This window comes from Pseudomonas sp. FP1740 (assembly GCF_030687165.1).
Taxonomy (GTDB): Bacteria; Pseudomonadota; Gammaproteobacteria; order Pseudomonadales; family Pseudomonadaceae; genus Aquipseudomonas.
In genome coordinates, this window is the sequence record NZ_CP117461.1 from 680287 (window position 1) to 700048 (window position 19762).

15 protein-coding genes are annotated in these 19762 nt (G+C 60.6%); all 15 read right to left on the reverse strand.

Features of this window, described 5'->3' with window-relative positions:
* Positions 1–87: 87 nt before the first annotated feature.
* Positions 88–684: a MarC family protein gene (locus PSH69_RS02965; protein ID WP_018928428.1), complete on the reverse strand. Its 597-nt coding sequence runs from the start codon at positions 682–684 to the stop codon at positions 88–90.
* Between the two features lie 82 nt (positions 685–766).
* On the reverse strand, positions 767–3541 hold the full coding sequence (locus PSH69_RS02970) for a hybrid sensor histidine kinase/response regulator (protein WP_018928427.1): 2775 nt from the start codon (positions 3539–3541) through the stop codon (positions 767–769).
* Positions 3542–3640: 99 nt separating this feature from the next.
* Entirely contained in the window at positions 3641–4936 is a 1296-nt protein-coding gene (gene purD / locus PSH69_RS02975) for a phosphoribosylamine--glycine ligase (RefSeq protein ID WP_019582268.1), read from the reverse strand.
* A 189-nt stretch (positions 4937–5125) separates the two neighbouring features.
* Positions 5126–6733 (reverse strand): bifunctional phosphoribosylaminoimidazolecarboxamide formyltransferase/IMP cyclohydrolase, encoded by a 1608-nt coding sequence (gene purH, locus PSH69_RS02980; protein ID WP_305410993.1) that lies wholly within the window; start codon positions 6731–6733, stop codon positions 5126–5128.
* An 81-nt stretch (positions 6734–6814) separates the two neighbouring features.
* Positions 6815–7135: a DNA-binding transcriptional regulator Fis gene (fis, locus tag PSH69_RS02985; protein WP_007907419.1), complete on the reverse strand. Its 321-nt coding sequence runs from the start codon at positions 7133–7135 to the stop codon at positions 6815–6817.
* Entirely contained in the window at positions 7132–8142 is a 1011-nt protein-coding gene (dusB, locus tag PSH69_RS02990; protein ID WP_305410994.1) for a tRNA dihydrouridine synthase DusB, read from the reverse strand. The genes fis and dusB overlap by 4 nt, the downstream gene beginning before the upstream one ends.
* Before the next feature lie 185 nt (positions 8143–8327).
* Entirely contained in the window at positions 8328–9566 is a 1239-nt protein-coding gene (locus tag PSH69_RS02995) for a DUF3426 domain-containing protein (RefSeq protein ID WP_305410995.1), read from the reverse strand.
* 30 nt (positions 9567–9596) lie between these two features.
* Complete coding sequence (gene prmA / locus PSH69_RS03000; RefSeq protein ID WP_019582270.1) at positions 9597–10475, reverse strand: 50S ribosomal protein L11 methyltransferase; 879 nt, start codon at positions 10473–10475, stop codon at positions 9597–9599.
* 325 nt (positions 10476–10800) lie between these two features.
* Positions 10801–12159 (reverse strand): acetyl-CoA carboxylase biotin carboxylase subunit, encoded by a 1359-nt coding sequence (gene accC / locus PSH69_RS03005; RefSeq protein ID WP_007937211.1) that lies wholly within the window; start codon positions 12157–12159, stop codon positions 10801–10803.
* A gap of 17 nt (positions 12160–12176) precedes the next feature.
* Positions 12177–12641 (reverse strand): acetyl-CoA carboxylase biotin carboxyl carrier protein, encoded by a 465-nt coding sequence (gene accB / locus PSH69_RS03010; RefSeq protein ID WP_019582271.1) that lies wholly within the window; start codon positions 12639–12641, stop codon positions 12177–12179.
* A 48-nt stretch (positions 12642–12689) separates the two neighbouring features.
* A complete protein-coding gene (aroQ, locus tag PSH69_RS03015; protein WP_007937215.1) occupies positions 12690–13142 on the reverse strand; it encodes a type II 3-dehydroquinate dehydratase in 453 nt (150 codons plus the stop codon).
* A 132-nt stretch (positions 13143–13274) separates the two neighbouring features.
* Positions 13275–15017, reverse strand: a complete 1743-nt coding sequence (locus PSH69_RS03020; RefSeq protein ID WP_305410996.1) for a protein-disulfide reductase DsbD — start codon at positions 15015–15017, stop codon at positions 13275–13277.
* 200 nt (positions 15018–15217) lie between these two features.
* The gene (locus tag PSH69_RS03025; RefSeq protein WP_230175426.1) at positions 15218–15586 is read right to left on the reverse strand and encodes a hypothetical protein; all 369 of its coding nucleotides are present in this window, start codon (positions 15584–15586) and stop codon (positions 15218–15220) included.
* 279 nt (positions 15587–15865) lie between these two features.
* Entirely contained in the window at positions 15866–17812 is a 1947-nt protein-coding gene (locus PSH69_RS03030; protein WP_305410998.1) for a methyl-accepting chemotaxis protein, read from the reverse strand.
* A gap of 51 nt (positions 17813–17863) precedes the next feature.
* On the reverse strand, positions 17864–19534 hold the full coding sequence (gcbA, locus tag PSH69_RS03035) for a diguanylate cyclase GcbA (protein ID WP_305410999.1): 1671 nt from the start codon (positions 19532–19534) through the stop codon (positions 17864–17866).
* Positions 19535–19762: the final 228 nt, after the last annotated feature.

Sequence of the window (19762 nt, forward strand, 5' to 3'; positions counted from 1 at the left end):
ATGAAAAAAAGGCCGCGAACGATTCCGTTCGCGGCCTTTGGCATGATTGGGTCGGTGCGTTCATGGGATGACGGAGTTGTGCGCCTCTCAGGGCACCAGATAGCCTTTCACACCGGTGAAGATGATCTGTGCCGCCAGTGCACAGACAAAAAGTCCCATCAAACGACTGACGATCTGCAGGCCCTGGTCGCCGAGAATCCGCTCGATGCGGTTCGACAAGTAAAGCACCACCCCCACCGTGAAACTGGCCAGGGCAATGCTGAGGATCGCGGTGAGTTTGTCGTCCCAGTGCGGTTGGCTGACACCCATCACCAACAGCGCACCGATGGTGCCCGGGCCGACGGTCAGGGGGATGGTCAGCGGGACGATGGTCACGTCCTGCTGCACGTTATCGGTCTGCACCACCGACTTGCCCTGGGCCATGCCCAGCGCCGAGATGAATAGCACGCTGCCGGCGCCGATACGAAATGCATCCACGGTAATGCCGAACACGTCAAATATCACCCTCCCGAACAGGTACAGCAAGACGCTGGAAACCAGTGTGGCAATTGCCACTTTCCAGGCCAGGCGACGTTGTTCCTTGCGCGAATAACCGCGGCTCAGACTGATGAAACAGGACAACACGAAGAACGGGCTGTAGAGCACCAGCATCTTCAGATAAACGCTGAATAACACGTGGAGCATAATGTCGGCTCGCGGCAGGAGATTGTTGGAGCGGAGTCTATCAGCCGGTTTAGAAAGTTGTCGGCGCGCGACGGGAGATTGCTCAGAACGTCGAAGCCGTACGATTTTGATGATCGCGCTGGGCAACCCAATGCTCGATCAAGTCGCGCAACTGCGACAGCTCGACTGGTTTGGCCATGTGCCCGTCCATGCCGGCCTGACGCGCGCGCTCTTTGTGCTCGGCGAGGATGTGCGCGGTCAACGCCACCACGGGGGTGCGAATCCGCTGGTTGCCGACTTCCCAGGCACGCAATTGCTGGGTGGCGGAGAAGCCGTCAAGGATTGGCATTTCGCAGTCCATCAGCACCAGGTCGTAACGCTGGGCCTTCATTGCCACCAAGGCTTCTTCGCCATTGCTGGCGGTATCCGGTTGCAGGTTGAGCTTGCCCAGCATGCCGCGGATGACCTTGGTCGAGATGCTGTTGTCTTCGGCCACCAGGATGCGGAAGTCGCTGGGTACCTTGACCGGAAGGGTAGGGCCGGTGGGCAGGTGCTGCGAGGTCGCCGGGCCGTTGTTGCGCTGGTTCAGTTCGTCCGCCAGGGTGGTCTTGAGGGTGTAGCCGGCCACTGGCTTGGCGAGGATGCGCTTGATCCCGGAGTTGCGCGCGATGATCTTGCTCGGCGCGTTGCTGATGCCGGTGAGCATGATCAGCAGAATATCGTGGTTCAGGCTCGGGTCTTCCTTGATCTTGGCGGCCAGTTGCATGCCGGTCATACCAGGCATGTTCTGGTCCAGCAGGACCACGTCGAAATAATCGCGCAGGTGGGCCTTGGTGCGCAGCAGCGCCAGGGCCTCCTTGCCGGACGGTACGGCGCTGACGTTCAGGCCCCAGGCGCTGCACTGCTGCACCAGCACCTTGCGACAGGTGTCGTTGTCGTCCACGACCAGTACGCGTGCGCCTTGCAACGGACTGTCCAGGTCCGAGGTCGGATGCTCGAGACGGTCCGGGTCCAGTGGCAGGGTCAGCCACAATGTGCTGCCCTGGTTGGCGCCGCTCTTGATGCCGAATTCGCCCTGCATCAAACGGATCAGCTGACGAGCAATCACCAGCCCCAGATTGCCCCCCAGGCTGGTGGCCGAGAGGAAATGCTTGCTGTGCAGCTCGGCGTGCATCAGTGCGTCGCGTTCTTCAGCCTCCATCGGCTGGCCGCTGTCCTGCACGGCGATGCGCAGCCGCGGTTTGGCGCTGCGTTCATCCAGGGCGACGACGATCAGAATCTCGCCTTCGTCGGTTTTCTTCAGGGCGTTTTCCAGAAGGCTCAGCAGGGTCTGGCGCAGGCGCGTCGGATCACCGCTGATGACGCGCGGTACCTGTGGCTGGATAAAACTGATCAACTCGATGTTTTGTTGTTCGGCCTTGGCGCGGAAGATGCTCAGGCAGTCTTCGATCAGGGCATTGAGGTCGAACTGCACATCGTCCAGCTCGATCTGTCCGGACTCGAGCTTGGAGATGTCGAGAATTTCGTTGATCAGCGTCAGCAGTTCGTTGCCGGCGCTATGGATGGTTTGCACATAGTCGCGCTGCTTGACCGACAGCGGTGTGCCCAGCAGCAGTTCGGTCATGCCCAGCACACCATTCATCGGGGTGCGGATTTCGTGGCTGATTTTCGCCAGGAATTCGGCCTTGGCGTTTATTTCGGCATTGCTGGCAGCCAGGTCGCGACTGACGCTGAAACGGTCTTCAGTGATGCTACGCTGTCGCTCGCCCAGGGCCACACTCATCAACAGGCCACTGATACAGATAAACACCAGCAGGGTGATGATCAGGCCTTGCGGGGCGACAAGGGTCAGCCCCTGCAGCGCCGGCAGGATAATCAACGTGCCAAGGTTGAACACCACCATGGCCGCCACGAACAGGCGAGCCGGGCGATAACCTTTTTGCCAGTGATGGGCGCTGACGAACAACATGCTCAGGCCGGCCAGGGCAACCAGTGCGTACGTGATCAGGTTCAGCGGCAGGGTGTTGACGAACAACAGCAGCAGGCCGCAGGCCACGATGAACAGGATGTCCCCCAGCAGCAGCTTGTTCAGCGGATGTGGGCCGAGCGGGGCGAAGAAGCGGTAGGCGAACATCAGGCCGCAAGGTGCGGTCAGCAGCAAGGCAAGATAGGCCCCGGGTGTTTGTACGACGGACCAGTTCGGCAGCCATGGTCGGGCCAGGTTCAGCAGCAGCACCAGGCTGAGCAGCAGCAACCCTTCGCACGCTGCCAGCCAGAGGCTGCTGCGCGAGCGGGTGTAGGTGTAGCGGGTCAGGTTATGCAGGATCAGCATCCCGAGACAGCCAAAGAGCAGACCGTAGATCAACGTCTGGTTCTGAGTGGCTGCACTCATGACCGCCGATTGCAGGGTGATGTAAGGCCGAAACTGGTGTTCGGAGACCAGTCTCATATAGACGTCGAGGGTTTTGTCGCTTTGTGGCAGCGGCAACATGAAGTCGTTGCCGGGCAGGGGGCGCTCAGCCTGAGGCTGCCCGGTGCCGGTATTCAATTGATCGATCAGCTGGTCGCCGTCGAGCACATACAGATTGAGGTGCGACAGGTCGGGGGCGAACACCCTCAGCAACTGTTCGTGTTTGCCGGGGGCCAGCCTGAAACGCAGCCACAGCGCACCGTCAGGCCCGGCCGCGGTGAGGCGGTCGAGTTCGACGGGGCTGAATTGATTGGTGTAGCGGCCGGAGCGGATGTCGCTCAGCTGTAGATCGCCCTGTTCGTCGAGCAATACCGCCCAGCCACTGCCTTGCGAGGCCTGGGCCGGGAGCATGCAGAGCAAGGTCAGCAGAGTGACGGTGAAGCCTATGGCAATCCTGAGCCAGCGCACGGCGAAATCCCTTCGTAGGTTGATGCCAGAATATAACTATGCGCGGCGCCGGAATAGTCCGGCAAGGGCTGCAAGCCCTTGCCTGGCCGAATGGATGGCTTATTCCTGATTTTCGCCACGCTCGCGGGCAATGGCACGGTAGCCAATGTCCTTACGATAGAAGCAGCCTTCCCAGTCGATTTTAGCCGCCAGTTTGTAAGCCTGCTGCTGGGCTGCGTCGACGCTGGTGCCCATGGCGGTTGCGCACAGTACCCGACCACCGGCCGTCACCACCTGGCCGTCCTTGAGTGCAGTGCCGGCGTGGAAGACTTTGCCTTCCAGTGCCGCGGCTGCATCCAGACCGTTGATGGCAACGCCTTTGGCGTAGTCACCCGGGTAACCGCCAGCGGCCAATACGACGCCGACGCTCGGACGTGGATCCCACTGTGCTTCGACCTTGTCCAGCGCTTGCGCCAGGGCCGCTTCGACCAGCAACACCAGGCTCGACTGCAAGCGCAGCATCACCGGTTGGGTCTCAGGATCGCCGAAACGGCAGTTGAACTCGATAACTTTTGGGTTACCAGCCTTGTCGATCATCAAGCCGGCATAGAGGAAACCGGTGTAGACGTTGCCTTCCTCGGCCATGCCGCGCACGGTTGGCCAGATCACCAGGTCCATGACCCGCTGATGGACTTCGGCGGTGACGACCGGTGCCGGGGAGTAGGCGCCCATACCGCCGGTGTTCGGACCGGTGTCGCCGTCGCCGACGCGTTTGTGGTCCTGGCTGGTGGCCATCGGCAGCACGTTCTTGCCGTCGACCATGACGATGAAGCTGGCTTCTTCGCCGTCCAGGAACTCCTCGATGACCACGCGGGAACCGGCATCGCCAAACGCGTTGCCAGCGAGCATGTCGCGCACCGCGTCTTCAGCTTCGGCCAGGGTCATGGCCACGATCACGCCTTTGCCGGCGGCCAGGCCGTCGGCCTTGATCACGATCGGTGCGCCTTTTTCACGCAGATAAGCCAGGGCCGGCTCTATCTCGGTGAAGTTCTGGTAGTCGGCGGTCGGGATCTTGTGACGCGCCAGGAAATCCTTGGTGAAGGCTTTCGAACCTTCCAGTTGCGCGGCACCCGCGGTCGGGCCGAAGCAATCCAGGCCACGGGAGCGGAACAGATCGACAACGCCTGCAACCAGCGGCACTTCCGGGCCGACGATGGTGAGGGAAACGTTTTTCTCCGCGAAATCTGCAAGCTGCTCGAGGGCGAGCACGTCGATGGCGACGTTCTCGCACTTGGCTTCAATGGCGGTGCCTGCGTTGCCCGGGGCAACGAACACTTTCTGCACGCGCGGATCCTGAGCCACTTTCCAGGCCAGGGCGTGTTCACGGCCACCGCTGCCAATGATCAAAACATTCATTTCAAAAACCTCGGATGACGCTAATTCTGTTTTGGAACCTAAAGCGCTTCACGCCGTAGGAGGTCGCAATGAAGCCGGTAGATGCAAGGCGGAGTCGACCTCGATGAGCGGAGTTGCCTTTTGGCAATGAGCATCATCGAGGTCGGCTCCAACGCAGCAGATACCGGGTTCAGTGCGGCCGTTGTCTTATTAGTGACGGAAGTGGCGCATGCCGGTGAACACCATCGCGATGCCTGCTTCGTCGGCGGCTGCAATCACTTCGCTGTCACGCATCGAGCCACCTGGCTGGATCACCGCAGTGATACCGACCTTGGCCGCGTTGTCGATGCCATCACGGAACGGGAAGAATGCATCCGACGCCATGACCGCGCCCTGCACTTGCAAGCCGGCATGTTCAGCCTTGATCGCGGCGATGCGCGCGGAGTTCACGCGGCTCATCTGGCCGGCGCCGACACCGATGGTCTGACGGTTCTTGGCGTAGACGATGGCGTTGGACTTGACGTACTTGGCGACTTTCCAGGCGAAGATCAGGTCGTTGATTTCCTGCTCGGTTGGCGCGCGCTTGGTCACCACTTTCAGGTCTTCGCTGCCGATCATGCCGATGTCGCGGCTCTGTACCAGCAAACCGCCGTTGACGCGTTTGTAGTCCCAGGCCGGAACGCGGTCAGCCGACCACTCGCCGCAGGCCAGCAGGCGTACGTTGGCTTTGGCTGCCACGATGGCGCGGGCTTCTTCGCTGACGCTTGGGGCGATGATCACTTCGACGAACTGCCGCTCGACGATAGCCTTGGCGGTTTCAGCATCCAGCTCGCGGTTGAAGGCGATGATGCCGCCGAACGCCGACTCGGTGTCGGTGGCATAGGCCAGTTCGTAGGCCTGACGGATGCCGCCTTCGGCGTCCGGGCTCACGGCCACGCCGCACGGGTTGGCGTGCTTGACGATCACGCAGGCCGGCTTGACGAAGCTCTTCACGCATTCCAGCGCGGCGTCGGTGTCGGCCACGTTGTTGTACGACAGCTCCTTGCCTTGCAGTTGGGTCGCGGTGGCGATGCCGACTTCGGCAGGCTTGGCTTCAACGTAGAACGCCGCGCTCTGGTGCGGGTTCTCGCCGTAGCGCATTTCCTGAGCCTTGATGAACTGGCTGTTGAAGGTGCGCGGGAATTCGCTGCGGCCGGAGGTCGAGAGGGTTTCAGCCGCCTGGTTCACGGTGCCCATGTAGTTGGCGATCATGCCGTCGTAGGCGGCGGTGTGTTCGAAGGCCTTGAGCATCAGGTCGAAACGCTGAGCGTAGGTCAGGCCGCCGGCCTTGAGGCTTTCCAGAACGTTGGCGTAATCGCTGGCATTCACCACGATGGCCACGTCTTTGTGGTTTTTTGCTGCCGAACGGACCATGGTCGGGCCGCCGATGTCGATGTTCTCGATAGCAGTCGGCAGGTCGCAGCCTGGCTTGTTGATGGTGGCTTCGAACGGGTACAGGTTGACCGCTACCAGATCGATCGGCTTGATGCCGTGCTCGCTCATGATGGCGTCGTCGATACCGCGACGACCGAGGATCCCGCCGTGGATTTTCGGGTGCAGGGTTTTCACCCGGCCGTCCATCATTTCTGCGAAACCGGTGTAATCCGCGACTTCCACTGCGGCAACACCGTTATCGCGCAGCAGCTTGAACGTCCCGCCGGTGGAGAGGATCTCTACGCCCTGGGCTTCGAGCTCTTTGGCGAATTCAAGGATCCCGGTCTTGTCGGAAACGCTGATCAAGGCGCGGCGGATCGGCAGGCGGGTAGTCTGGTCGGTCATCTCAATTTCCATCAAAAGCAAAGGAGTCAGCAAAAAAGGCGACCGGTTTTACGCGGGCGCCTTTCTGGTTTGATTGAATGCTTACAGCAAATCGTACTGCTTGAGTTTCTTGCGCAGGGTGCCCCGGTTCAGTCCGAGCAGCTCACTGGCCTTGGTCTGGTTACCCTTGACGTAGTTCATCACGCATTCGAGCAGGGGAGCCTCGACTTCGGAGAGCACCAGGTTGTACACATCCGTGACGGCAGCGCCCTCAAGGTGGGCGAAATAATTGTGCAGCGCCTTCTCGACACTCCCGCGAAGGGTCTGACCTTCTTCGCTCGGTGTATTGAGGTGCTGTTTCAAATTCACGTTGTCGCTCACGGGTGTTGTTCCACTCACTAAAGTCTCGGTCATCATCGTCATGCGGCCACCCCTTCTCCGTCCCCTGTCAGGCTCTTGTAACGTTCGGCGAAGAAGCCTCGAACGTAGGCGCATTGTGCTTCCGTATCTTCCAAACGATTGAAGTGGGCGCGAAACTCCCTGGCGCCCGGCAAGGTTGCGAGATACCAGCCCACATGCTTGCGAGCTATGCGCACGCCCATGACGGCGCCATAGAAGGCATGCAGCGCGGCCAGATGCTCAAGCAGAATACATTCCACCTCGATCAGTTCCGGTGCCGGGAGTTTTTCGCCGGTACGCAGATAATGGTCGATCTCACGAAAAATCCATGGCTGCCCCTGGGCAGCCCGACCCACCAACAGGCCGTCGGCACCGGTCGCGTCGAGCACATACCGGGCTTTCTCGGGCGAATCGATATCGCCATTGGCGAAGACCGGAATCGACACCGCCTGCTTGATCGCGGCAATGGTGTCGTACTCAGCTTCCCCGGTGTACAGGTCGGCACGCGTGCGGCCATGTACGGCCAACGCCGTGATGCCTGCCTGTTCGGCGATCTTCGCCACCGTCAGACCGTTCTTGTTCGCCCGGTCCCAGCCGGTGCGGATCTTCAGGGTGACCGGCACATCGACCGCAGCCACCACGGCCTGCAGGATCTCGGTCACCAATGCTTCATCTTTCAACAGTGCGGAGCCGGCGGCCTTGTTGCAGACCTTCTTTGCCGGACAGCCCATGTTGATGTCAATAATCTGTGCGCCCAGCTCGACGTTGGCTCGGGCCGCATCCGCCAGCATCTGCGCATCTCCGCCGGCGATCTGTACCGAGCGGGGCTCGGGATCGCCTTCGTGGATCATGCGCATCCGCGATTTGCGGGTGTTCCACAAGCTCATGTCGCTGGTGACCATTTCCGAGACTACAAGTCCTGCGCCCAATCGTTTGCACAGCTGACGAAAGGGCTGGTCGGTGACGCCCGCCATGGGGGCGAGGATCAAGCCGTTGTGCAATGTATATGGACCGATGCGTACCGCCGACATAGGACTTCCCTGTTGTGGGGCCGGATCATGAGAGTTCGAAAAAGGGTTGGCATGATACCCGCTCTCGATGACTGGATAAAGGCTGAATTGAACAAAATCTGAACAACTAATTCGTTATCGCCAGCGGTTTGGTTTGAACGGTCAAAGTCAGGAAACCGCCGTCAAGCCTGCAACGCTTGAGTGTTTCACTCGGGCGAATGGAAGCTCAGGCTGTAGTTCACCGCTTTGGGGCCTGGGTCGAGAATGTCCAGTGCGATGTGGATCGGCGTTTGCGGCGGCATTTCGGCCAGGCCTTCGAGATCGCCGTTGAGGTACTCGCCGGGCTTGAAGCGACGGCTGGCGATCAGGTGGCCGTTAAGGTCGGCAAAACGCAGCTCCAGCAGCGGGAACGGCTGGGAGAAGGGCGCACGGTTATAAATGATGGCATCGACCACCAGTGCCCCATTGAAGTCCGGGTGGCTGCGGACCACCAGATTGCTGCTTTTGACTTTCGCGATGTCGACCTTGGACGGCACTGTGCAGCCGATGTGCGGGCACAGTTGCTGGAACCACGGACGATATTGGTCCTGGCGCGCCAGTTCGTCGAAGTGGTAGGCGACGTACTGGCCAACGAGGCCGGCGGCGCCGAGCAGGATCAGCAGCAGCCAGAAAAAGCGCCGACCCCAGGGGGAGCGGCGTTTTTGCCAGTCCAGTTGCAACGGGTCGTCGGTCAGGTCCTGCAGCACTTCAGTGCGCATGGCCGGTTCGCTGCGTTCGCGTCGCTTGCGCAGGGGCTCGACGGAGGGCAGGTCATCGTCGATCTCGTCGTCATCGGTTTTCGCCGACAGGCTGCCAAAAGGGATCGGGGCGTCGAGCGGGTCGTGCAGGCGCAGCTGCTGTATCTCGGGCTCATCGTCCAGCGGCACGGGCTCCATGGACAGCGAAGGCTCGGTGCGCGAGTGTTTGCTTGGCTCGATCGTCGGTTCGACCATCGGTGCTGGTGTCTGCGCGTCGGCGGTTTGCGCACGATCGGCGGCCGACTCACTGAAGAGGCTGTCGGGCCAAGGGGCTTCGTCGTGTTCGGTGCTGTCGCGACGAGCGCTGAGGCTGTCTTCGCGGGAGCGACCGAACTCCGTCGTCGGCTGGATCTCCCGCTGTTCGAGTCGGGCGAGTTCTTCGTCCAGGTCCAGGCTGTCCAGGTCCATTTCGGCCGCGGTCCATTGCTTTTGGCTGATGGCCCGCTGCACTGGCGGCTCTATGGGCGCCGATGCAACCGGTTTTACCGCTTCCTTGCCGGCACGCTGCTCAAGCAGCTGCCTGGCGGCGTTGAACACCTGCAAGCAGGAGCCGCAACGAACCACCCCACGGGCCACGCTCAACTGTGCATGGCTGACGCGGAAGCTGGTTTGGCAATGCGGGCACTGGGTGACGAAGCTATCGGTCATGCGGCAATCCGGTTTATGCAGGCGCTCATTCTAGCGCCGACGGCCAGTGATGCGTACCCAGCCGTCGCGATTGGCGATTGGGTCCAGATCGAAGTCGCGAGCGTAGGCGGCGGCGACTTCTTCGCCCTGTTCGGCGAGGATGCCCGACAGCGCCAGGCGACCGCCGGGCTTGACCAGGCTGGACAGTTGCGGAGCGAGGGAAACCAGCGGGCCGGCGAGGATATTGGCGACCAGTACGTCGGCTTGAACCTGCGGCAAATCTTCCGGTAGATAGAGCGGGAACAGCTCGTCGGCAATGTTGTTGCGTCCGGCGTTGTCGCGGGAGGCCTCCAGGGCCTGCACGTCGATATCGGTACCGACGGCTTGCTTGGCGCCCAGTAGTAGGGCGGCAATCGCCAGAATCCCCGAGCCGCAGCCGAAATCCAGCACGTTGCAGTCTTTCAGGTCCTGGCCGTCGAGCCATTCCAGGCACAGCGCGGTGGTCGGGTGAGTGCCGGTGCCGAACGCCAGGCCCGGGTCCAGCAGCAGGTTCACCGCGTCAGGCTCTGGGGCGGCGTGCCAGCTCGGGACAATCCACAGGCGCTGACCGAAACGCATCGGCTGGAAGCCATCCATCCAGCTGCGTTCCCAGTCCTGGTCTTCGATCACTTCGCTGTGATGCTCGGGCAGCGGGCTGCCGGTCAGCAACTCGAGGTGGGCCAGCACGCTGGCGGCGTCAGTGCCGCCTTCGAACAAGGCCAGCAGGTGTGTGTGCGACCACAGCGGGGTGGTGTTGAGTTCCGGCTCGAAGATCGGCTGATCTTCGGCGTCCATGAAGGTCACCGACACGGCGCCCACTTCAAGGAAAGCGTCTTCGTAGGTTTCGGCTTGTTCTGGGCTGATGGCGAGACGGACTTGCAGCCAAGGCATGGCGGGCACCTTTGAAAAATATAGATTGCAGCCTAGCGGGCTGCGAGAAGCGCGCAAGTTTACGCGAGCGCGCGGCAGAAGACGACCGGGTTGCCATCCAATAGCGGAGACGTCGGTCTCTGTGGCGAGGGAGCTTGCTCCCGCTGGAGCGCGAAGCGGTCCCAGAATGGCAGATATGGCTCTGTCTGACACAACTCGGATGAATGGTCTTGTGGCTGCTGCGCAACCGAGCGGGAGCAAGCTTCCTCGCCACAAGGTTTCTGGGCGGGATCTCCAGAAACAACAAAGCCGCCCGAAGGCGGCCTTGTCATGTTCCGGCTGAAGCTTAGTGCTTGTCGCCGGCCAGCTTGTGCTCGAGGTAGTGAATGTTCACTCCCCCTTTGCAGAAGCCTTCGTCACGGGTCAGATCACGGTGCAGCGGGATGTTGGTCTTGATCCCGTCGACAACGATTTCGTCCAGCGCATTGCGCATGCGCGCCATGGCTTCGTCACGGGTTGCGCCGTAGGTGATCAGCTTGCCGATCAACGAGTCGTAGTTCGGCGGAACGGCATAGCCACTGTACAGGTGCGAATCGACGCGAACGCCGTTGCCGCCTGGTGCGTGGAAATGCTTGACCGTGCCTGGGCTCGGCATGAACGTTTTCGGGTCTTCGGCGTTGATCCGGCATTCCAGCGCGTGACCGCGGATGACCACGTCATCCTGGGTGAACGACAGCTTGTTGCCGGCGGCGATGCTGAGCATCTCCTTGACGATGTCGATGCCGGTGACCATTTCCGATACCGGGTGCTCTACCTGGACACGAGTGTTCATCTCGATGAAGTAGAAGCGGCCATTCTCGTACAGGAACTCGAAAGTACCGGCGCCACGGTAGCCGATGTCGATGCAAGCCTTGACGCAGCGGGCGAGGACTTCCTCGCGCGCGTTCTCGTCGATGCCCGGTGCCGGCGCTTCTTCAAGAACCTTCTGGTGACGACGTTGCAGCGAGCAGTCGCGGTCGCCCAGATGGATGGCGTGGCCCTGACCGTCGGAAAGTACCTGAACTTCCACGTGGCGTGGGTTGGTCAGGAATTTTTCCAGATAGACCATCGGGTTGCCGAACGCTGCGCCCGCTTCGGAGCGGGTCAGTTTCGCCGAGGAGATCAGGTCTTCTTCTTTGTGCACCACGCGCATGCCACGACCACCACCGCCACCAGCGGCTTTGATGATCACCGGGTAACCGACTTCGCGACCAATGCGCAGAGCGGTTTCTTCGTCTTCAGGCAGTGGGCCGTCGGAGCCCGGGACGGTTGGAACGCCAGCGGCGATCATGGCGTGCTTGGCCGATACCTTGTCGCCCATCAGGCGGATGGTATCGGCTTTCGGGCCAATGAACGCGAAACCGGAGTTCTCGACCTGTTCGGCAAAGTCGGCGTTTTCCGCGAGGAAACCGTAGCCTGGGTGAATGGCGGTTGCGCCGGTCACTTCAGCGGCGGCGATGATGGCCGGAATGTGCAGGTAGGAGTGAGCGGCGGAGGCCGGACCGATGCAGACGGATTCGTCTGCCAGGCCCAGGTGCATCAGCTCTTTGTCGGCCTTGGAGTAAACGGCGACGGTCTTGATGCCCATTTCCTTGCAGGCACGCAGAATCCGCAGGGCGATCTCACCGCGGTTGGCGATCAGAACTTTTTCCAACTTCGCAGTCATCAAAGGCTCTCCGCGATTCAAACGATGGTGAACAGCGGTTGGTCGTACTCAACCGGCTGGCCGTCTTCGACGAGGATGGATTCGATCACACCGCTGGCTTCAGCTTCGATGTGGTTCATCATCTTCATGGCTTCGACGATGCACAGGGTGTCGCCTTTCTTCACGGTCTGGCCAACTTCAACGAAGGACGGCGAGGACGGCGAAGATTTGCGATAGAAAGTACCGACCATCGGCGAACGGGCAACGGAGCCGTTCAGCGTAGGTGCAGCTGGAGCCGCAGGCGCAGCGGCAGCAACCGGAGCGGCGGCAGCAACTGGTGCCGGTGCCGGTGCATGCATCGGAGCCGGTGCATAGTACTGCTGAGCCGGCGTCTTGCTGTGACGGCTGATGCGTACGGACTCTTCGCCTTCCTTGATCTCAAGCTCGTCGATGCCGGACTCTTCCAGCAATTCGATCAGTTTCTTAACTTTACGGATATCCATGAATCATCAACTCCCAAGGGTCGGTCAGGGGCGTTTAACGCTTGTTGTTCAAGCCGTTGCCTGTCTTTCAAGCTGCTCTAGTGCGGCCTCCAGGGCCAGTCGATAACCGCTGGCGCCAAGGCCGCAGATCACTCCCACCGCTACATCGGAGAAGTAAGAGTGATGGCGGAAAGGTTCGCGTTTGTGCACGTTAGACAAATGCACTTCGATGAATGGGATGCTCACCGCCAGCAGCGCGTCACGTAATGCGACACTTGTATGCGTAAAAGCTGCTGGATTGATCAGAATGAAGTCCACACCTTCGCCGCGTGCTGCGTGGATGCGGTCAATCAATTCGTACTCGGCGTTGCTTTGCAGGTAAAGCAAATGGTGGCCGGCATTGCGCGCCCGCTGTTCCAGGTCCTGGTTGATTTGTGCCAGGGTGGTTGCACCATAGACGCCCGGTTCCCGGGTGCCGAGCAGGTTCAGGTTAGGGCCGTGCAAAACCAATAGGGTCGCCATCTGCTGCTCCTTTGTTATCTGTGTGCAATTGTCAGAACCCGGCGACTATGCCGCAAAGCCTTTGTGACTGTCCAGTTCTATGCAATAGGCAGCACGATGGCCGATGTTTGCGCGAAATATGTGACCGGGTGATTAAATCCGGTCATTTGCTTTCGCAACACGTTCGGCGAAGTCCGTGGCGTTTATCTCGCCGATCACTCGCACATCGGTGCGTTCGACGCCGTCCCTGCCGAAAAACATCAGCGCGGGAGGGCCGAACAGCTTGTAGCGGTCGAGCAGGGCGCGCTGTTCGGTGTTGCTGGCGGTGATGTCGAAGCGGATCAGTCGATAACCTTTGAGACGTTCGACGACATTGGCATCGTTGAGCACTTGGTGTTCGATGACTTTGCAACTGATACACCAGTCGGCGTACCAGTCGAGCAGCAGCGGCGTGCCGGAGGATTTGGCTTCGGCGAGGACGCGATCCAGTTCTGCTGGAGTGGTGATGGTTTGCCAGGTGTTGGCGATTGGCGCTTGCTGCTCGTTGCTGGCGACGAGACGCGGCTGGCCAATGGGGTTGAATGGATCGGACTGACCGCTGAACGCGCCGTACCAACAGGCCAGTGCATAAAACAGCAGAAACATCCCCAGCAATTGCCCCAGGCGTTTTCTCGGCGGCTTATAGACGAACTCCAGCGCGCCCATGAACAAACCGACGCCACCGGCGAGCAAGCCGATCAACAGTAAGGTGATCTGGCCCGGCAATACTCGGCTGAGCAAACCGATCGCCAGCCCCAGCAAGAGCACACCAATCGCGTTTTTCACGTAGATCAGCCACGGCCCGCTTTTCGGCAACCAGGCCGCGCCGCCAGTCGCCACCAGCAACAGCGGCGCGCCCATGCCCAGGCCAAGCATGAACAGTTTCAATCCGCCGCCCAAGGCATCGCCGCTGGCGCTGATGTACAGCAGCGCACCGGCCAGGGGAGCCGAGACGCAGGGCGAAACCAGCAGGCTCGACACCACGCCCAGCACCGCCGCGCCCCACAGTGAGCCACCTTCGGTGCGCCCGGCGATCCGGTCCAGGCGGCTGCTGATGGCGTAGGGCAGTTTCAGTTCGAACACCCCGAACATCGCCAAGGCAAACACTGCGAAAAACAGCGCGAACGGCACCAGCACCCAGGCCGATTGCAAGCGCGCCTGAAGATTAAGCTGTGCGCCGAACATACCCATCAAGGCACCCAGCAGGGCGAAACAGATGGCCATCGGCAGCACATAAGCCAGCGACAGGTTGAAGCCACGTAAACCGCCGATCTGCCCGCGCAGGACTACCCCGGAGAGGATCGGCAGCATCGGCAGCACACAGGGGGTGAAGGTCAGCCCGAGGCCTGCGAGGAAGAACAGCGCCAGTTCGCGCCAGCCCCAGGCTGTGGTCGTGGCACCGCTGCCATCAATACTCAGGCGTTCGGTTTCGGGCGGGTAGCACAGGCCTTTGTCGGCGCAGCCCTGATAGGTCACGGCCAGCGTAAAGGCGCGGGAATCGGTGCGTGGCAGTTCTACGTCGAGAATGCCGTGGTAAACCTCGACATCGCCGAAGTATTCATCGTGCTTCTGTTCGCCCTTGGGCAGTTGCGCCGCGCCGAGGCCGACGTCAGCCGGCTCGGCGCGGAACTGGAAACGATGGCGGTAGAGGTAATAGCCCTCGGTGGCGACGAAGCGCAGCTTGATCGATTGCGGCGTGCTTTCTACCAGGCCCAACTGAAAGGCTTCGCGCACCGGCAGGAAATCGGCGCTGTTGTTGATCGAACCCAGGGTGGAACTGGGGCGACTGTCCAGCAACCCGGCGGCGGAGGCCGGGAGGGCGAGCACTAAAAACAGCAGGCAGAGCAAACGGCGCATGACAATCTCGCGTATTGGAGGTGCGGGCATGATAGCTGAGTGTGCAATGTATGCGACTACGCCGATCTCCCGTAGGCGCTGCCAAAAGGCTGCGATATTTTGCTTTGATCTTCAACGCTCGATCCGCCGCCAGGATCAACATCAAATGATCGCAGCCTTCGGCAGCTCCTGCAGGGAGGTGTTTCAGTCAGGCTTCGGGCTTACTTTGTTGGTTGATCGCTGGAGTGTTTACACAAGTTGATTGTTACAGGGGTGTAGTGGTTACTGTTGGTATGTCGAAACAGCGTGCTGCTGTGATACTCATAGACTTCCTGGTTGGTCGATACATTGATAGTTGAACCTTGGATATCGACCTTTATGGCTGGATCTCGGGTGACTAAAAACGGACCAGCGGTCTTGAGTTCAGACGCTATTTGCTCGTTGGATGTCAGTTCGCGATAGACATAGTATCGATAGCTGAACGGTACTGTTGCTCCGCCTCGATCATCTTTGACGCCGTAGATGAAGCCGTTTTCGCCAAGGGGTAGTTTAAGTACTACATCGGTCAGCACTGGGTTGCCGGAAGACATGAGCCATGTCCAGCCGATGTAAGCCAAGCATACAACTAGCAGGGAGGAGGCGACGATTGTGTATGCAGTTTTTTGAGTAGTTCCTGTATCGGGCGTTGATACGCCAGGGGGCGACGTTGGAACTATCACGGGGCACTCCTGTGCACGCTCGATTGATTGAAGCGCTAAACTCTAGCATCAAAACGATGACTAAAAGCACCGTATAGATAAACAGGAGTTTTCATACAAAAACTCAGGTGTCGATAATCTTGCTCGTTGGTAGCGTTCAGGCCCGAGCCCTTAAACCCGAAATGCCTGCACCGCTGTATGCAACTGCCCACCCAATGTCAGTAAATGTTCGCCTTGGCTGCGCCCTTCACCAATCCTCAGCAAGTTATCCCCACCCAATTGATGAATCCGCTCACTGTGATCGCGGATTTCGCTGACAGCGCCGCTCTGCTGGGCAGTGACATCGGCGATGCGCACGGCGGTGTCGGAAATGGTCTGGATCGCTCCGACGATTTTATCCAGCGCACCGTCGGCGGCCTGGGCCTGGTTGGCCGTGGCTTCGGCGTGTTCGACCTGGGCGCGCATGCCTTCGACCGATTGCCGCGCGGCGGTTTGCAGGCCGGCGATCAGTGTCTGAATCTCGGCGGTGGCACCGGCGGTGCGCTGCGCCAGTGAACGAACCTCTTCGGCCACCACCGCAAATCCCCGGCCCATCTCCCCGGCGCGGGCCGCTTCGATGGCGGCGTTCAGGGCCAGCAGGTTGGTCTGGTCGGCAATCGAACGAATTACCGTCAGCACGCCGCCGATGGTCGCCGACTCTTCGGCCAGATGTTCGATCATCTGCGCGTTGCCTTGCACTTCACCCACCAGCGCATGCAGCCCGGTGAGGCTCAGGCCGATGACCTTCTGACCATGTTCCACCGCCAGCCCTGCATGACGACTGGCGTCCGCGGCCTGGCTGGCATCACCGGCGACTTGTTGAATCGTCGCCTCGAGTTCACCGAGGGAGTCGCGGATCAGCGCGGTGTCGCCGGCCTGATGCTCGGCGCCGCTGTGCAGGTCATTGCTCAATTCGGCCAGCGTCCGGCTGCTGCCGGCGACTTGCTCGGCATTGAGGCGAATGGTCCCCACCAGGTCGACCAGATAGGCACGCAAGCGATTGAGCGAAGCTTGAATGTCATGCAGTTCGCGGTTGGTCGCACCCAGTTGAATGTCGCGACTGAAGTCGCCCTCGGCCCAGGTCGAAAGCGCGGGTGCCAGATTGGTCAGGGTTCGGGCCAGGCGGCGCTGCAAGGTGTCGATAAGCAAGGCGATCAGTAGGATCAGCCCGATCATTACTCCCTGCATCAGCCGCACTTCACCCTGGATCTGCCCGTGCTGGGCGCGCACCACCGGTTCCAGCCCGGCGATGGCCTGCTGCACGGCGGTGATTTTCAAGTGAGTCGCGGTGCTGAGGTCGGCGCGTTTCTGGATCTGTTCGCGCGTGCGTGCCAGTTCAGTCGGGTAGCGGGTGAGCAGGCTGTTGAGTTCACGCTTGAGGCTGACGCCGGCGTCTTCGGCGACGGCTTTCTCGGGGTTCTCCAGGCCCATCATGGCGGAGAAGTCATCGGTGTTCGATTCACTGCTGGCAGTCACCCCCAGCAGCGGCAAAGTGTTCAATTGTTCAGCCTGAACGCGGATGCTGGTGACTTCGCGCTCGACATCGGCGGCCAGTTCACTGCGCCCGCTGCTGACCAGTTTGTCCCGGGCCAAAGACAACTTGCTCAGATGCAGGGACGCTGCGAGCAAAGGCGTCAGGTACGCCGCGTTGCCGTTGGCGTACTGGCTGAGCTGATCGAGGCTGGCACCGAGCTCGCGTTCAGCTTGCAACAGCAGGGCTTGTGGATCGCCGGCGAGTTTGCCGGCAGCCAGCAGGTCCGTCTTGCTGAACTCCTCCAGGTTCGACAGGCTGGGGCGCAAGGTATCGGCCAGGCTCGGAGGTAATTCGCCGAGCTCCTTTTGCAGGCTGTCGATGGCCTGGCTGGCGCTGCTCAGACGCAGGGCATCGCCGCTGGCCAGGTAATCCTCGACGTTGCGCGCCACTTCATTTTGAAACTGCTGGGACAGGCCCAGGTAATGCTCCATCAACAGATAGGGGCGTTCCAGGGCTTTTTGCGACCACCAGAGGGTAGCGCCGAGGGCCACGCACACGGCGACCAGAAGGAGGGTATTGAGATTGGTCAACAGCTTCAGGCGCATTGCGGACTACCAACGGCAGAATGGTAAGTGCCTGAAGTTATTGCGTTTCTGTTACAGCGTTATGACCGAATCGGTCGATTCCGATGAAAAAGTGGCACTTTGCTTTGACTCCCGCGCGGCTTGCACGCGGTTGCGTCCGGCGTCCTTGGCGCGGTACAGCGCCTCGTCTGCCTGTGTGGCCATCATCAGGCTGTCGGAGCCTTCGTGCAGTTCGACGATGCCGGCACTGAAGGTGCACCAGAGGTCCTGGGGCTGCGCGGGGTAGTGAATTTCGGCAAAGCGCTGACGGATTTCATCGAGCACCTTGTAGGCCGATTCAATATCGGTGTCCGGCATGACGATGGCGAACTCTTCACCGCCGTAACGGCCGATGAAGTCGGTCTTGCGCAACCGTTGTTTGAGGAACAGCGCCAGGCTCTTGATCACCCGGTCGCCCATGGGATGGCCGTGGCTGTCGTTGACCCGTTTGAAGTGGTCGATGTCGAGCATCGCAAAGCTCAGCGGCTTGTTTTCGCGACGGGCACGGAATGAACAGTCTTCGAGCAGCTGCAGGATATGGGTGTGGTTGTACAAGCCAGTCAGGCTGTCGCGCACCATCCGCGCTTTCAGATTGCGCGCCCGCGCCGCGCGGTTGCGTACGGTGGTGATCAGGTGGCGCGGCTTGATCGGCTTGGTCAGGAAGTCGTCGCCGCCCTCACTCATGGCGTCGAGCTGCTTGTCCAGATCGTCTTCGGCCGACAGATAAATGATCGGCACGCTGACATAGCGGTCGTTATGGCGGATCACCTTGGCCAGTTCCGTACCGGTGCAGGCCGGCATGTACATGTCGAGGATGATCAGGTCCGGCTGGAAATCCGCCAGCTCGGCCATGGCCTGGATCGGTTCGATCAAGGTCCGCGTGACGATCCCGGCGCTGTTGAGCAGGCGCTCGGTGTGCAGGGCCTGGGCGCGGGAGTCGTCGATGATCAGCACTTTATAGGGTTCGTACTGGGCGACGCAGGTCAGCACTTCGATCTTTTCCAGCAGGCTCGAGGCTTCGAGGGTGCCGGTGAGAAACTCCTGGCCCCCGGCGCGCACGGCGGCGAGGCGGGTCGGGGTGTCGGTTTCGTGCAGGCTGAAAAACAACAGCGGCAAGGGCTGCTCCAAGCCTTGCTGGGCTTCGGCCGCCAGTTTCAGGCCGATGCCGGCGCCGCTGAAGTCGACATCCATCACGATCGCCGCCGGCAAACGCTCGACCATCGAGGCGCGGAACGCGGCGACGCTGTCGAGGGCTTGGGCGCTGAGCCCGAAGAATTCAAGTTGCTTGGCCAGCCGTTCGGCCCGGTCGTGATCCTGCAGCATCACGTAGATCGGCTTGCGCAGCGGTGGCAGAAAGGTGTGTTCGAGCTGATCGCCATGGCGCAGGCCGGTGCGGGACAAACGCTGCATCAGGCGGTTGAGGTCAGTGATCAATCCGCTGCTCAGGCGTCCGCGATTGGCGTCGACGGCCTCCAGCGACTGGCCGATATGACGGGCCAGCAGGGTGTGTTCCGGTTGTTCGAAACGTTCGGCAAAGCGCAGCAGGCGCAGATTGGCCTCGCTCAGCTCCGACAGGTCGGTGATGGACCATTCATTGCGTTGCAGACGTTGCCATATCTCAAGAATCTGACGTGCCTGATGAATTACCCGCTGGGCAAAGTGGTGCTTGAGGCGCTCACGGCTGGGGTCTTCTGGCTCGGTCATATCCTGACTACTAGTTAGGGTGCATGCTGAGATCGACTGGTGGCTCTATGCTAGCACCTCTTTTCGATGGCATGAGTGTCCTATGTCAATAATCTGCAAAGCGACATCATTCAGTTCCCGACCGACTGGTCGCATAGGCTCAACGCTGTGCTTCATTTATAGTGATGGCTTCGATTGCAGTCATTGTATGGCTCGCTGTGTCCCGCAGGATTTAATGCGCGGCAAATA